A 15,569-nucleotide genomic window follows, 5' to 3' on the forward strand; every position below is an offset into this window, starting at 1 on the left:
GTTCATGAGCGGGCTATTATGGGTTCGAACCGGTAATTTACCGTTAAACGATAATACTATTCAGCAAGAAAGCAAGATTGGAGCCACATACATCCATGACTCGCAAGCTTGGAAAAGGCCGACTCGTCGCCGCAACCCACAACAAGGGAAAAGTGAGAGAGCTCAAGGACCTGTTCGAACCGGCCGGCCTTGAAGTGGTTTCCGCCATCGAGCTGGGCCTGCCCGAACCTGAAGAGACCGAACAGACCTTCGCCGGCAATGCCCTGATCAAGGCCCGCGCCGCCGCCGAAGCGACCGGTCAGCCGGCCCTGTCGGACGATAGCGGGCTGGAGGTAACGGCCCTCGGCGGCATGCCGGGCGTGCACACCGCGATCTGGGCCGGTGAGCCGCGCGACTTCTACAAGGCGATGGAGAAGGTCGAGAACCTGCTCCGGGAGATCGACGCAAAAGACCGCAGCGCACGCTTCGTCTCGACCCTCGCCGTGGTCTGGCCCGACGGGCATGAAGAAGTGTTCGAGGGCGAAGTGCATGGCACACTGGTCTGGCCGCCACGCGGCGAGAAGGGCTTCGGCTTCGATCCGGTCTTCGTCGCGGACGGGGAAACCGAGACCTTCGGCGAGATGGACCCGGCGAAGAAGCATGCGATGAGCCACCGCGCCGACGCCTTCCGCAAGCTGAAGGCCGCCCTGCTCTGATGGCCGCCGGCGCCCTGCCCGCCGGGCCGGCTTATGGCTTCGGCCTCTATGTCCACTGGCCGTACTGCACGCGCATCTGTCCCTATTGCGACTTCAACGTCTATGCCGCGAAGGACCGGGACAATGGCGCGCTGGTCCAGGCGCTGCGCGACGACCTTGCCCGGCATGCGCGCTGGCTCCCGGAGCATCCGAAACTCGGCTCGATCTATTTCGGCGGCGGTACGCCCTCGCTGATGGCTGCGACGGACCTGGCCGCGCTTCTGGAGGACGCCGAAAAACTGTTCGGGATCGAAACCGGGGCGGAGATCACCCTCGAAGCCAATCCGAACGATGTGCTGAGTGCTGACCTCGAAGGCTGGGCGGCGGCGGGGATCAACCGGCTCTCCATCGGCATCCAGTCGCTCGACGAGGCGGCGCTCACCTTTCTCGGGCGCGACCATGATGTATCCGGCGCCCGCGAGGCGGTCGTGCGCGCAGGCCGGCATTTCCCCAACCATTCGGTCGACCTGATCTATGCCCGCCCCGGACAGTCCCCAGCCGAATGGGAGACAGAACTGTCAGAGGCGCTCGCCCTCGGCGCCCCGCACCTGTCGCTGTATGAACTCACCATTGCCGAGCGCACCGCCTTCGGAAAACGCGCGGGACGCGGCGAGCTGGTCCCGATGCCGGATGACGACCAGGCTGACCTTTACGAGCTGACCCAGCAGGTGGCCGATGCGCACGGTCTGCCCGCCTATGAAGTCTCGAACCATGCCCGCTCGGCAGACGTGCAGTCGCGCCATAACCTCACTTATTGGCGCGGCGGCGACTGGATCGGCCTCGGCCCCGGCGCGCATGGCCGGCTGACCATCGGCGGTCAGCGCATCGCCACGCACGCGGCCCTGAAACCGGCGGACTATCAGGCCAGCGTGGTGGAAACCGAAAAGCCGGTGGGCGAGACGCTCTCGCCCATCGGCAATGCCCGCGAGCTACTGGCCCTCGGCCTCAGGCCCGATGAAGGCTTTGATGCCGCACGGATCGAAGCCCTGACGGGCACACCCTTGCTTAATGACGCCCTGGAGACCTTCATGGAACAGGGCCTTGTCCTGCGTGAGGGAACACGCATCGCGCTCACACCAGAGGGTCGCCTGCTGGCCGACCGGATCGCCGCGGAGCTGTCGCCCTAGGACACCTCTGCCGGTGGTCAGTCGTTTTCCATCTTCCGGAAGCGCTTTGACTGGCGTTTCATCAGCTCGCGGCCGAGCGGCTCGGGCAGGATGCGGGTCAGTGTCGCCACGCCCTTGTTCACAGCCCCCGGCACAACAACCGGATGGCCCCGTGTGACGCCGTCAATCCCGGCTTCGACGACCGGCCCGGCCTCCATCCACATCCATTTCGGCGACTCATTGGCCATGTCGCGCGTGCCGTTCACATCGTGGAATTCGGTGAAGGTGAAGCCCGGACAGAGCGCGGTGCAGTGAATGTCGAGCTCGGCATCCTTCGCCTCGGCATGGATGCTCTCGGAAAACTTGATCAGGCCCGCCTTTACGCTGGCATAGAGCGTGTGGCCGCCCGTGCCCGGCGCATAACCGGCGAGCGAGGCGACATTGATGATCCGCCCGAAATTGCGCTCGGCCATACCGGGCAGCAGCTTGTGCACCAGCTCGATCGGCGCGGTATAGAGCACGCGGATGAACTGTGCCTGCTCCTTCCAGCTGGTGTTGAAGAAAGTCCCGGGCAGGCCGTAACCGGCATTGTTGACCAGCGCGTCGACATGCCGGCCCGCCTCTTTCAGTTCGTGCAGGATGGAATCGACGCTTTTCTGCAGCGCGAGGTCCTGTGTGATCACCAGCGTGGCGACCTTGTATTTCTCCTCGATCTCGCGTGCGAGCTTGTCGAGGCGGTCGGCCCGGCGGGCGGTCAGCGCGACATCCCAGCCCTTTTCGGCATATTGGCGCGCAAATTCTGCCCCCAAACCGGCCGATGCGCCTGTTATCAGTGCAAGTCTGTTGTTTGTCATGCCCAATATCCGATTAAATCGTGCCTGAACTCGCGGCACACCTGTCACATAAACGACACGCTTCCGAGCGCGTTTCTCCTGCCATCTTGTTTCGCCCGACAACCTACTCGATTTCAAGCCCACAGATTTGGACGAGGAATCTGTACCCAACTGTATCGAGTTGAGAGGCAAAACAGTGAAAAACTTCAAAAAACAGCTTCTGGCAGCCGCACCCCTGGCGCTGCTACTGGCGTCCCCGGCGCTGGCCCAGGAAGAAACGAGCGGCGGCGACGAACTCCGCCAGTCACAGATCGTCGTGACCGGTACGCGCTCAGCAGACCGTACCGCCCTTGAAACCGCCGTGCCGGTCGACGTGTTCCCGGTCGAGGAACTCACCGACACCGGCCGTGTCGAGCTGAACCAGATCCTGACGACGACGGTTCCGAGCTTCAACTTCAACCAGACCGCCATCAATGACGGCACGGACATTGTCCGCCCCGCCACGCTGCGCGGCCTCGCACCCGACCAGACGCTGGTCCTGGTCAATGGCAAGCGCCGCCACAGCGCCGCGCTGGTCAACATCAACGGGTCGGTTGGCCGCGGTTCGGCCGCCGTCGACCTCAACACCATCCCGACCACGGCCATCGGCAGCGTCCAGGTCCTGCGGGACGGCGCTTCGGCCCAGTATGGCTCCGACGCCATTGCCGGCGTGATCAACGTCCTGCTGCGTGAGGACAGCTCCGGCGGCGGCGTTAACGTGCGCTACGGCGCGCACGTCACCGATCCGGAAGGCCTGAACCGCAGCGAGATCGATGGCCAGACGACGACGGTCGGCGGCTGGGCCGGCTTCGGCCTCGGTGAAGACGGCTTCCTGACCGTCTCGGCCGAATACTCCCTGCGCAAGCGCACCAACCGCGCTGGCCTGGACCCGCGCCAGCAATTCCCGGACCTGCCGGAATTCGATGAGGCGGAGCGCACGTTCAACCGCCTCAACCACAATTACGGCAATGGCCGCGCGGAGAACATCAACGGCTTCTTCAATGCCGGCTACACGCTCGACAATGGCGCCGAGCTCTATGCCTTTGGCGGTGTGCAGGACCGTGAAGGCGAAAGCCCCGGCTTCTACCGCCGCGCCATCGACGCGCGCAACATTGCCGAGATCTATCCCGCCGGCTTCCTGCCGGTCATCGGCGGCGACGTGCTCGACTACAGCCTCGGCGGCGGTATCCGTGGCACGGCCAATGAGTGGGATTATGATTTCTCCGTCGTGAAGGGCTCCAACGAGCTCGACTATTCGGTGAACAACTCGCTCAACGCCTCGCTTGGCCCGACGAGCCAGACGAGCTTCGATGCCGGTTCGCTGAAATTCGACCAGCTGACCTTCAACGCCGATATCGTGCGCACCTTCGACACCCTCCTGCCGGGCACGACGACGCTCGCCTTCGGGGCCGAATACCGCGACGAGAACTTCGAGATCGAAGCCGGCGAGGAAGCGTCCTGGATCCAGGGGCCGTTCCCGGCCACCGACTATTTCGGCAACCCGATCTCGCCGACGGCCGCAGCCGGCAGCCAGGTCTTCCCGGGCTTCACGCCGGAATCGGCTGTTGATGAAGGCCGCGATGCAAGCAGCATCTATGGCGAAGTCGAATGGGAACCGAATGACAGGACGCTGCTGTCAGCCGCCCTGCGCTATGAGGACTATTCCGACTTCGGTGACACGACGACCGGCAAGATCGCCGGCCGGTACGACTTTACCGACCAGGTTGCCATTCGCGGTGCCATCTCGACCGGCTTCCGCGCCCCGAGCCTGCAACAGCAATACTTCACGGCCATCTCGACCAACTTCATCGACGGTGTGCCCTTTGAAGTCGGCACCTTCCCGGCAACCTCCCCGGCAGCCATCGCTCTCGGCGGCGGTCAGCTGCAGGCGGAAGAGTCCGTGAGCTACTCGCTCGGTACGGTCATAACGCCGACCCCGGACTGGTTCGTCACCATCGACGCCTACCGCATCGACATCGACGACCAGATCTTCCTGACGGAAAACCTGGGCGGTGCTGAAGTGCAGCAAGTGCTGGCCGATGCCGGCGTGAACGCGCAGCTGGTCCGCTTCTTCCAGAACGGCATCAAGACGGGAACAACCGGCATCGACATCGTCACCAAGTATGACTTCGATTTTGGCGACATGGGCGATCTCGGCGTGTCCGCGGCGTTCAACTACTCCAAGACCGAAGTGACCGACGTTCCGCAGAACCAGGTCATTCCGAGCCTGACCCTGTTCGGGCGTGACCGGACACTGACGCTTGAGGAATCGGCACCGGAAACGAAGCTGATCCTGTCGGCCGACTACGGCTACAAGATAGCCGACTTCAATGTCCGCGCGACCCGCTTCGGCGACGTGGTCGACCCGTCGAACAATCCGGACAACGACTTCACGCTTGAAGCCGACTGGATCATCGACGCCTCTGTCGACTTCCAGGTGTCCGAGCGTGTTTCGCTGGGCCTTGGTGCTGACAACGTCCTCGACGAATACCCGACGATGACGCCGAGCAACCAGAGCTTCAACGGCATCTTCCCGTATTCGAGCCGCAGCCCCTACGGCTTCTCGGGCCGCTATGTCTACGCCCGTGCGAGCTATAGCTGGTAAGCAACCGGGACATCACCTGACAGGAAATGCCGCTCCCCCGGGGGCGGCATTTTCATATCAGGCTCAGGCTTTGCGCCAGACATTCACCTTGGTGAGGAAGGCGTTCTCAGTCTTCTCCAGTGAAAAGCCCGCCTTTTCCATCGGCGGGGTGAAGTCCCAACCGAGATAGGCCTTGTAGTAAGGCTCATGGAAGCCTTCCGGGAAGTATTCGAGGATGCCGTCGAGGCCCTCATTGTCCCCGAATTGCAGGCTGTCGGCGATGATGAAGGCCCCGCCCGGCTTCAGCACACGGGCGGCTTCGCGCATCACTTCGCGGCGGGTCTTCTCCGGCAGCTCGTGGAACAGGTAGATGCTGACGATCACATCCTGCGAGGCGTCTTCCAGGGGCAGGATTTCGGCCTGGCCCTCGAGGATCTCGACATGCGGCCAGGGGGCAACCTGCTGGCGCGCGCGTTCAGCATAGTTCGGCGAGAGGTCCAGCCCGCGGGCATCGAGGCGCGGGAAGGCCCGCATCGTCTCACGCAGGAAACGCCCGGTCCCGCAGGCGAGGTCGAGCAGCGCCACCTCGCGCTGGTCGCGGCCCTTCACTTCGCGGGCAATCTCCGCCAGCGCCTGGCGCCGCATCGCATCGGCCGAGCCGGTGAACAGCGCCTCGACCTGGTGGTCGTAGAGTTTCGCGCTCTCATCCGAGAGCCAGCCATCGGTCTGATAGTGGAAGTTCTGGCGGTAATAGGCCGGATAGCGGTTGGAGCCCTCCAGCGTCTCACGCACCTCGACCCCATCGCGCGCAACGCGGCGGCGGTCGACTTCGGCGACATCCTTCAGGAAATACCCGGCCCGGCGCACGGCCTTGCCGAGATCGGCGACGCGGACATCCTCCGGCGCGGGATAAAGCCCGGCCTCGATATTCGCCCGGTCCTGCGCGAACAGGCGGAAATAGGCCGCGCGCAGCTCTTTCGTGTCGACCGGGTTCTGCGGCTTGAAAGGCGGCTCACCGGGCCGGTTGAACCCGGCCGAACGCCGCTTGGCAATCATGTATTGCGCGCCATACCAGGCAGACCGTAGCCCTTGGGCAGCGGTATACCGCGCCCGCCCGATCCGCTTTCCTGTCTCGTCAAGAACACTCATACCCCCAATATTGGCCACAGGGCATCATCCGTCCAGTGGCACGGATAATGCTCGACTGGCCTCATGCAGTGCCTTCAGCCTGCGTTCAGGTTGATCTGATAGGGTGCAGCCTGGAGGTGAAGGGCCTGATCTGGCCCGACGCCCGCGAAAGGAGTTTTTGATCCATGATCCGCATGGCATGTCTCGGTAGCGCCGCCGCGCTGGCTTTCAGCCTTCCGGCTGCTGCCCAAAACTATTCCTATTCCGGCTATGGCTATGATGGCTACGGCTATGAGAACCAGGGCTACTACCAGTCCAATTGCGACCGCGAGCGCAGCAGCAATCAGGCCGCCGGCACGATTGTCGGCGCGATTGCGGGCGGCCTGATCGGCGCAGCCATTGCCGATGATGGTGACGGCCGTCACCACCGGCGCGGTCATCACCGCTACAAGCGCGGCTACGGTTACGGGTATCGCGGCTATGGCCATGGCTACCGCCACAATGACGATGGCGACAAGGTTGCCGGCGCGCTGATTGGCGGCGTGGTCGGTGCCATTGCCGGCAATGCCATCGCCGGGAGTGCCTCGAATGACTGCGTCGAGCGGGTCTATAACAGCCCGCAGGGCAATGCGCGCTATGGCGGCATGAACGTCCCTGCCCCGACGCGCCAGCCCTATGGCCAGAACTGGGATAATGACGCCCAGCCGGTCCGCCTGAACAATGGTTATGGCGGCCAGGGCGAGTACGGCCTGCGCCCGGGCGAGGAACTCTATGGCGGCGGATCGTCCTACAACGACAATCCGGCCTGGAGCGATCCGGAATATGGCGCGACCACCCAGGGCTACAATGCCGGCTACAGCGCGCCCCGCGACACCGGCGAATGCCGCACCGTCTATCGCGACCGCTATATCAACGGCGAACGCGTCAGCGAACCCGCCACCGCCTGCAATGTCGGCGGCGACCGGTGGGAGTTTGTAGAGTAGTGTAAATTGGCCGGAGACATCCCTGTCTGGGCCTGTCCCGGGACAAGGGCCGCGAGCAATCGCGGCCCTTTTTTATTGGCGCTGGGTCCCCACCCCGACGCTCCCCTGAGGGGAGGGGGTAGCGTTGTGTTTTGGTTGGATGTCAGTGCATAAGGCCGCGTGGTTCTGAACGGTGAAGCGTGCGCCCCCTCCCCTCTGGGGAGGGTCGGGGTGGGGCTTCAGGCCTAACCCGGCACAATCGCCGCGATCAGCCTCGGCCCGGTCTGCTTCATCGCGTCTTCGAAGGCGGCGTCGAAGTCTTCCGCCGTCGTCACCGCCGTTGCCGGCACGCCCATGGATTCCGAGAGGCTCACCCAGTCGATGTCCGGGCCGCCAATCTCCAGCATGTCCTTCGCCGTCGGGCCGGGATTGCCGGCGCCGGTGCGGGCAAGTTCGATATTCAGGATGCGGTAGGTGTGGTTGACGAAGACCACGGTCGTGACATCGGTCTGCTCGCGCGCCATGCTCCACAGTGCCTGCACGGTGTACATGCCCGCGCCATCGCCCGTCAGCGCGATCACCTTGCGGTCGGGTGCCGCCACAGCCGCGCCCAGCGCCAGCGGCAGGCCCTGTCCGATCGCGCCGCCTGTCAGCCCCATCCAGTCATGCGGCTCGGCCTTGATGGTCGAAAGGAAGACCGGCATCGAATTCGACACGCCATCATCCGACACAATCGCATTCTCCGGCATGTGACGCGCCACGCTCTTGCCGACCGCGCGGGCGTCAAGCGCACCCGTTGGTGCGTCGGGCTTGTCGAGCGGCGCGGACGGGGCGGCCTCATGGGCGCCCATCGCATCGGCCAGCGCAGCCAGCGTTTTCGCACTGTCTGTATCGGCCCCGCCAAGATCGAGCACCGTGCAGCCCTCCGGCACCAGCAGGCTGGGCTTGCCCGGATAGGCGAAGAAGGCGGCCGGCTTGTGCGTGCCCGCGAGGATCATCACGTCACTGCCTTCCAGGTCGTCCATCGCACCTTCGGCGAAATACTGCATCCGGTCCGGCGCAAACACGCCCGCCCCGCGCCGCATCTTGGCGTAAAAGGTGTCGGTGATGATCCGTATACCCGCCTTTTTCAGCCGGGCCGCATGGCCAAGGCCCTCTTCGCTGAGCGCGGTGCCGTTGATCAGGATCACCGGCTGGCTGGCCCGGCCGATGGCAGCGGCGGCCGCCTCGATCTTTTCCGGCGGTGTCTGGCGCAGGGACGGACGCCGGGCAGCGCCGCCCTTTACGCCGCCCTCGGTCCAGGCCGAGTCGGCGGGCAGGATCAGCGAGACCGGCCCCGGCTCAGGCCCGAAGCTCGCCGCCCAGGCTTCAGCCGCCAGCTTGCCCGTCGCGCCAACACTGTCGGCGGACTTGATCCAGATCGAGTTCGGCCCGGCGAGCCCCATGATGTCGGAATTCAGCGGCGCATCATATTTGCGGTGATCGACGGCATGATCCCCGATGACATTGACCATCGGCGTCTTGGCGCGCTTGGCATTGTGGATGTTCGCCCCGCCATTGAGATAGCCCGCGCCGAGGTGCAGCAGCGTCATCGCCGGCTCGCCCTTGACCCGGCCATAGCCGTCCGCCGCGCCCGTCGCCACACCTTCGAAAAGACAGAGGACGGAGTTTATCCGCGTCTCCCGGTCCAGCGCGGTAACGAGGTGCATCTCCGAGGTGCCGGGATTGGCAAAGCAGGCCGTCACGCCATGATCGGCCAGGGTGGACACCAGCGCATCGGCGCCGGTCATTGTTGTTGTCTCGCTATCGGCCATGAATAATGCTCCCTGTACGGACGGTGCTGATTGGCCCGTCGCTATTTGATCTCGATGATATCCGCGTCATAAGGCTTGGCATAAAGCCGCTTCACGTCGCCCTCGCGAAGCGCCTGCACGCGGCCCTGATTGATATAGCCCTTCTCGGTGATCTCCCCGGCATCGGGTTTGGGCTGGTCCTTCTCGAGCAGGATGCGGGCAATGCGCTTGGCAGAGTTCGGATTGGCGCGGTTATAGGCCATCAGGCCATCCTTCACCGCGCCGCGCACCGTCTCGTCTTCGGCGAGTTCCGCCAGCCCGACATTGCGGCCCGTCTTGCGCCGGCACCAGCCCTCATTGAGGAAGCCGAGCAGCGCGATCTCATCCTGGTTCAGCCCGCAGACCACCACGTCCGACAGCGCGCCATTGACGGCCTCGACCGCCTTCACGCGAACCGTCCCGGCCGACACCCATGTGCCGCTGGCGAGCTTGAACTCCTCGGCGATCCGCCCGTCAAAGGCGAGGCCCTTGTCGGGATTTTCCGGGTCCTTGAACTTCACCGCATCGCCGAGCTTGTAGAAGCCTTCCTCGTCGAAGGCGTCAGCGGTCTTTTCCGGATCGCGGAAATAGCCCTGCGTTATGCCCTCGCCGCGCACCCGGCACTCCATCTTCTCGCCGACCGGCGCCAGCTTGAATTCGCAGCCGGGCAGCGGCAGGCCAATCAGGCCCATCGTATCGCTGGGCCAATGGACATTGGAGATGGTGGGCGAGGTCTCGGTCGCGCCATAGCCGGCGCTCAGGCTGATCCGCTCGCCGGTCACCTCGACGGCGACCTTCTGGATCCGCTCATAAATGTCCTGGCCCATCGAGGCCCCGCCATAGGCCATGACCAGGATGCGCGAGAAGAAGGTTTTCGCCAGATCGCGGTCCTGCTCGAGTTCCGTCGCAATCGCCGCCCACGCCGCCGGAACGGTGGTGTGCTGGGTCGGCGCGATTTCCTTGAGGTTTCGCAGCATTTCCGGCAGCCGCGCGGGCGTCGGGCCGCCCCAGTCGATATAAAGTGTGCCGCCCCAGTCCAGCATCGAGTGCAGGATGGAGTGGGCGCCATAAGTGTGGCTCCAGGGCAGGAACGAGATCATCACCTGCGGCCCCTGGCTGATCTCCTCGAGCCGCTCCACATCCCAGACCGAGCGGATCATCTTCACCATCGATGCGACGTTGAGGTGGGTATTGATGACCGCCTTCGGCTCGCCGGTGGAGCCGGATGTCAGCATGTATTTCGCGACCATGTCCGGCGCGAGCCGGTCATAGGCGAGGTCCACCGCACTGGTCGGCGGGGACGCGAAGTCGTCCAGCGACTGGCTGGTCACGCCCTCGGGCCGGTTCTTGCGGTAGAGAACGAGCCGGTCGCCCACCCCCATGCCATCGAGGCCGCGCTGGTATTCTTCGCCATCCTCGACATAGATGATCGCCGGCGTGGTAAGCCTGTCGATATGTTTCAGCCGGGCGAAATCCTCGCTGAGCGTGGCATAGGCCGGCGTGACGGGGACAACCGGGCTGCCCGCCCACATCGCGGCATACATGACGAGCGCATTCTCGATCGCATTGCGCGACAGGATCATGACCGGCCTGTCCGGCCCGGCGCCCGCATCGAGGAAGCCCTGCGCCAGGGCGCGAACGCGGGCCAGCGCCTCGCTATAGGTGATCGTCGCCCAGCCCGGCTTTGACGGCGTGTCCGGATCACGCTGGGCGAGGAAGACCTGGTCCGGCCGGGCGCTCGCCCAGTAGACCAGCGGCGCCAGCATGTGCGGCGGGTGCCGGCGCTTGGGCTGTCCGTTGCGCAGCAGGATGCAGCCATCGTCGCGATGCTCCACGACCAGTCTCTGGGGAAGATAGGGAACTTCGCGAAACGGAATCTCTGAACTCATGAAAGTCCTTCTGTCTCGATCTTAATGGGCTCACCGCAATGCTTGCAGTGGATGGCATCACGGTCATGGCGAACGAGCCCGCAGGTCTGGCATTCGCAGTCCACCTTATTGTCGGGCTCGACGATGGCACGCAAGAGCTGGAAGAAAAGCGACAGGCCTAGCACCATGGTGATCACAGCCAGCCAGCGCCCGAAATCGTCCGTCATCAGGATATCGCCGAAGCCGGTCGTCGTGAGCACCGTTACGGTAAAGTAGACCGCGTCCGTATAGCTGTTGATGTCCGGATTGCGCCCGACCTGGGTGGCGTAGGTAATCGCCGCCATGATGAAGACGAATACGACCAGATTGGTGACCTTGTCGATGATGCGCTCGTGGCGCCGGAACCAGGGTGTAAGGCCTTTCACGCGGCGAATGAAGGTAAAGGCCCGGACAGCCCGGACCGCCCGCAATACACGCAGAAAGGCGAAATTCGACACCAGCAGCGGCGCGAACATGGTTATCACGACAACAATATCGGCCCAGTTGATCCAGCTGGCAAAAAAGCGGTGGCGGTGCTTTTCGATGTAGAAGCGCGCGGCGAGGTCGAGCGCGATTACGCCGCCGATGACATAATCGATTGTATAATGCCCGCGCTCACGCGTACCGAACGGCGCCCAGAGAAAATAGCCAATCGTCAGGAGGTCGAAGGTAAGGAGCGCCCAGCGAAACCAGAAAGACGCCTTGCCTGTGCCCTCATAGAGCCAGAACAATTGCCTGTTCAGACCTTTGCGGTCACTCATCTGAGCCAGCCTCCAGCCGCTTTCCCGGGCCTGTTCCGGCTGTTCGGAACAGGTGCGTCCACATCTAGACTGCTCCGGCGCCGGCTGACAAATCGTCTGGCGCGTGTCTCTGCAGCTTGACCCGTCATCGCACCATGGGCCCTATAGCGCAGAAGTTTAATTCTCAGGGTCATTCGCATGTCACGTCAATCCGTCTCCATCCTTCCGCTTCTTGCGTCTGCCGCCTTCATGACGCTTGCCGCCTGCGGCGGCGGTGGTGGTGGCGGCGGATCGGCCGGCGCGGCTCCATCGCCCCCTCCTCCGCCGCCCCCGCCACCCAGCGGGACGACCTACCAGCCCGGCGTCTATCCGGCTTCCAGCCAGTTCGAGGCGCAGTGCCAGAACCCGAGGTCCGGCGTCGATATCGAGGGCAATCCCTTCCCGGACGAGCAGGGCACGCTTGCAGACGAGCTGTTCTGGCTGCGCTCCTGGACCAATGAGACCTATCTCTGGAATGACGAGGTCACCGACCGCAATCCGAACGACTACAATGACCGGCTGGTCTTCTTCGGCCTGCTGAAGACCAATGCGACGACGCCATCGGGCGCCCCGAAGGACGACTTCCATTTCAGCGAACCGACCGAGGACTATCTCGCCTCCCGCAACTCCGCGCCGCAGCCGGGCTATGGCGCGAACTTCGCCATCCTGCAGAGCACGCCGCCGCGCGATGTCCGCGTCGTCTATACCGAACCGGGCTCACCGGCCGCCGAGCTCGACGCCGGTCAGCCCAAGCTCATCCGCGGCAGCAAGGTGCTCTCCGTCGATGGCGTCGACATGATCAATTCGAACAATGTCGATGCGCTGAACAATGGCCTGTTCCCGGACACGGCCGGCGAGGTCCATGAGTTCGTCGTTCAGGATCCGGGCGCCTCTTCCTCGCGCACCGTGCAGCTGACAGCCGCGCAGGTCGTGCGCCAGCCCGTGCAGTCGACCGCCGTCATCCCGACCCCGACAGGCGATGTCGGCTACATCCATTTCACGACATTCAGCCCCTTCTCCTCGGAAGAGCAGATCATCGACGCCATACAGCAGATGGCCGATGCCGGGGTCAGCGACCTTGTGCTGGACCTGCGCTACAATGGCGGCGGCCTGCTCGCTGTTGCCAGCCAACTGAGCTACATGATCGCGGGCAGCGCGCAGACTAGCGGCGCGACCTTCGAGGCGCTGGAGTTCAATAGCGGCACGGGCGGCATCAACCCGGTCACAGGGGCGGTCAACAACCCGATCCCGTTCTATTCGCAGACGCTCGGCTTCTCGACCGTTGAAGGCCAGTCGCTGCCATCGCTCAACCTCGACACGGTCTATGTCCTGTCGACCGGCAATACCTGCTCGGCCAGTGAAGCGGTGATCAACGGGCTGCGCGGGGTGGATGTGAATGTCGTGCTGATCGGCAACATCACCTGCGGCAAGCCCTATGGCTTTTACCCGACCGACAATTGCGGCCAGACCTATTACACGATCCAGTTCCAGGGCGTGAACGACAAGGGCTTCGGCGACTATGCCGACGGCTTCGTGCCGGAGAATTCGAGCTTCACCTTCGGCGCCCGCGCGCCCGGCTGTGTGGCGTCCGACGATTTCGGCCACCAGCTTGGCGATCCAGCCGAGAACCTGCTCGCCACCGCGCTCGGCTATCGCGAGACCGGCAGCTGCCCGAGCACGACCACGTCCGAGAGTACCGAGAAGGCCCCGGCCAGTGCGAAGAGCGAGCCCGAAGGCCCGGCCCTCACGAAGCCGGAAACCCCGATTTTCGAGCGCAACCGTGACATGTCGATGCCGGGCGACTACAGAGGGCGCACGAAATGACCGGAAAAACGCTCTCTCTCGCGCTCGCCTGCTGCGCCAGCCTTCTGACCGGCGCCTGCCAGACCAGCGGCGCCACGCGGCCAGCCACGCTGGAAACCGCTGACGAGGCCACGCTTGCGCGCGTGAAGGCCGTCGCCGCTGAAGCCGTCGGGCGCGCGCAGATCCGGCTCGGCGAAGGCGACCTTACCGAAACGTCGACGCTGACCGTCCTGCCGCCGCCGCTCGGGCCGAACGAGACGGCGAGCCCGGCCATGCCGACCGTGTTCGACATCGTCACCCATGGCAGCGACTGCCTGCTCGTGAACCGCTCGACCGGCGAGCAGTTCATGATTGAGGGTGTGAGCTGCGTGGCGGTCGAGGGCTAGGCGTCCGGACCGGCCAGGGTTTTCAGCATCACATACCAGTGGTCGAGACCGCCATAGAAGCTGTCGACCGGCACGCGCTCATTCAGGCCGTGGGCATACGTATCGTTCGGCTTGGAGGCTGAGGCACTGACGCCATAGGTGTCATAGCCGAGATTGCGATAATGCATGCCATCCGTGCCGCCCGCCGACATGTGCGGGATGATCGGCACATCGACGCCGCGTTCGGCGAGGGCAGCTTTCACCGCTGCCAGGACATCCTCGCGCATGCCGGATTCCGGGCTGTCCGGGAAGTCCGAGATCAGGTTGAACTGGACCTCTTCATTGCCGACCACGTCGCGCAGCGTGGCCTCGGTCTCCTCGATCGTCACGCCCGGGAAGATGCGGCAGTTGACGGTCGCCGTGGCCGATTGAGGCAGCGCATTCTCGGCATGGCCCGCGCGCAGCATGGTGGCGATGCAGGTCGTCCCGATCTGGCCGATGGTCGACGGGTCGGCGCGCAGGATTTCAATCGCCAACTCGTTTGTCGGGTCTTCGGCGAAAGTGCGCATCGCATTGCCGAGCTTGTCGAGCCGGCGGCGCCCCGACGCATCGAGCGAGGCCCGTGTCAGATCGCTGTAACGGACCGGGAACTGATAGGCTTCGATCGCCTTCAGCGCGCTTGCCAGCTCGTAGATTGCATTGTCCTTGCGCGGCGCCGAAGAGTGCCCGCCAGGATTGGTGACGGTGATTTCCCAGGTCGCATAGGTCTTCTCGGCGCCTTGCACGCCATAGATGAGCGGCTCGCCATTCGTCCCGAGCGTCAGGCCGCCCGCATCGGAGTTCAGGATGAAGGCCGGGTCGATGGTCTCCGCGACATATGTTGCCTGGGCGCGGGTCGAGACCATGTCGGTCTCCTCATCGCCCGAGAGCACCATGACGAGGTCGCGCGTCGGCTCGAAGCCCTCTTCTTTCAGGCGGATGAAGGTCTGCACCAGATTGGTCAGGCCATATTTGTTGTCAGCCGTGCCGCGCCCGAAGAAATAGCCTTCTTCCTCGGTCAGGGTAAACGGGTCGCGCACCCAGTCCTCGGCCAGCGCGTCGACAACATCCATATGGGCGAGCAGCACGATCGGCTTCTCGGCCGGATCGCCCTCGGCGCGGTACCAGACCACCAGGCCCTGGGTGGGCTCGCCTTTGGAGTCATAGTCAGTGACCACCAGGTCGTCGTCACTGAAACCGGCCGCTTTCAGCTCGCCCACCAGATAGTCGACAACTTCAGGGACCTTTGCCTGCCCGCGCGCCGAACGGATGGCGACGACGTTTGCATAGATGTCGCGCGCCTGCTGCTCATGCGCCGAGCGCTCCTGGGCAAACGAAGCGGGCGTCAGGCTGCTGGCGGCGAGAAAAGCGGAGGCGGCAAACAGCGAATGGCGGGCAAGCATGGTCTATCCTTCTGGCAAGGCGCGGGGATGCCCGCGCGGCAATACGAAGGACCAT

Annotated in this window: 12 protein-coding genes; 6 read left to right on the forward strand and 6 right to left on the reverse strand. The window is 64.1% G+C overall.

Features of this window, described 5'->3' with window-relative positions; translation table 11 throughout:
- Positions 1-95: 95 nt before the first annotated feature.
- A complete protein-coding gene (gene rdgB, locus D1223_RS16895) occupies positions 96-695 on the forward strand; it encodes an RdgB/HAM1 family non-canonical purine NTP pyrophosphatase (protein ID WP_119377526.1) in 600 nt (199 codons plus the stop codon).
- On the forward strand, positions 695-1,861 hold the full coding sequence (gene hemW / locus D1223_RS16900) for a radical SAM family heme chaperone HemW (protein WP_119377527.1): 1,167 nt from the start codon (positions 695-697) through the stop codon (positions 1,859-1,861). Before rdgB ends, hemW begins: the two co-directional genes overlap by 1 nt.
- Before the next feature lie 17 nt (positions 1,862-1,878).
- Here the strand turns inward: hemW and D1223_RS16905 are convergent, their stop codons facing one another.
- The gene (locus tag D1223_RS16905; protein ID WP_119377528.1) at positions 1,879-2,694 is read right to left on the reverse strand and encodes an SDR family NAD(P)-dependent oxidoreductase; all 816 of its coding nucleotides are present in this window, start codon (positions 2,692-2,694) and stop codon (positions 1,879-1,881) included.
- A 175-nt stretch (positions 2,695-2,869) separates the two neighbouring features.
- Between D1223_RS16905 and D1223_RS16910 the strand changes: the two genes are divergently transcribed.
- Positions 2,870-5,317, forward strand: a complete 2,448-nt coding sequence (locus D1223_RS16910) for a TonB-dependent receptor plug domain-containing protein (RefSeq protein WP_119377529.1) — start codon at positions 2,870-2,872, stop codon at positions 5,315-5,317.
- A gap of 63 nt (positions 5,318-5,380) precedes the next feature.
- Here the strand turns inward: D1223_RS16910 and D1223_RS16915 are convergent, their stop codons facing one another.
- On the reverse strand, positions 5,381-6,445 hold the full coding sequence (locus tag D1223_RS16915; RefSeq protein WP_119377530.1) for a class I SAM-dependent methyltransferase: 1,065 nt from the start codon (positions 6,443-6,445) through the stop codon (positions 5,381-5,383).
- Between the two features lie 164 nt (positions 6,446-6,609).
- On the opposite strand from D1223_RS16915, the gene D1223_RS18965 reads away from it, so the two are divergent.
- Positions 6,610-7,407, forward strand: coding sequence for a hypothetical protein (locus D1223_RS18965; RefSeq protein WP_199288228.1), 798 nt, complete (start codon positions 6,610-6,612; stop codon positions 7,405-7,407).
- Positions 7,408-7,631: 224 nt separating this feature from the next.
- On the opposite strand, the gene D1223_RS16925 is transcribed toward D1223_RS18965, so the two are convergent.
- The 3 genes from D1223_RS16925 to D1223_RS16935 form a co-directional block, all read right to left on the reverse strand.
- The gene (locus D1223_RS16925; protein WP_119377865.1) at positions 7,632-9,176 is read right to left on the reverse strand and encodes an acetolactate synthase large subunit; all 1,545 of its coding nucleotides are present in this window, start codon (positions 9,174-9,176) and stop codon (positions 7,632-7,634) included.
- A 65-nt stretch (positions 9,177-9,241) separates the two neighbouring features.
- Positions 9,242-11,107, reverse strand: coding sequence for a feruloyl-CoA synthase (locus tag D1223_RS16930; RefSeq protein ID WP_119377531.1), 1,866 nt, complete (start codon positions 11,105-11,107; stop codon positions 9,242-9,244).
- Entirely contained in the window at positions 11,104-11,886 is a 783-nt protein-coding gene (locus tag D1223_RS16935; protein ID WP_119377532.1) for an ion transporter, read from the reverse strand. Before D1223_RS16935 ends, D1223_RS16930 begins: the two co-directional genes overlap by 4 nt.
- A gap of 177 nt (positions 11,887-12,063) precedes the next feature.
- Here D1223_RS16935 and D1223_RS16940 point away from each other — a divergent pair, with 177 nt between their 5' ends.
- Both D1223_RS16940 and D1223_RS16945 read left to right on the forward strand, forming a co-directional pair.
- Positions 12,064-13,728 (forward strand): S41 family peptidase, encoded by a 1,665-nt coding sequence (locus tag D1223_RS16940; RefSeq protein ID WP_119377533.1) that lies wholly within the window; start codon positions 12,064-12,066, stop codon positions 13,726-13,728.
- A complete protein-coding gene (locus D1223_RS16945; RefSeq protein ID WP_119377534.1) occupies positions 13,725-14,093 on the forward strand; it encodes a hypothetical protein in 369 nt (122 codons plus the stop codon). The genes D1223_RS16940 and D1223_RS16945 overlap by 4 nt, the downstream gene beginning before the upstream one ends.
- Here the strand turns inward: D1223_RS16945 and D1223_RS16950 are convergent.
- A complete protein-coding gene (locus tag D1223_RS16950) occupies positions 14,090-15,514 on the reverse strand; it encodes a M20/M25/M40 family metallo-hydrolase (RefSeq protein ID WP_119377535.1) in 1,425 nt (474 codons plus the stop codon). The genes D1223_RS16945 and D1223_RS16950 overlap by 4 nt on opposite strands.
- Between the last annotated feature and the right edge of the window lie 55 nt (positions 15,515-15,569).

Origin of the sequence: Henriciella mobilis, assembly GCF_003576285.1 — a bacterium.
GTDB classification, from domain to species: Bacteria; Pseudomonadota; Alphaproteobacteria; order Caulobacterales; family Hyphomonadaceae; genus Henriciella; species Henriciella mobilis.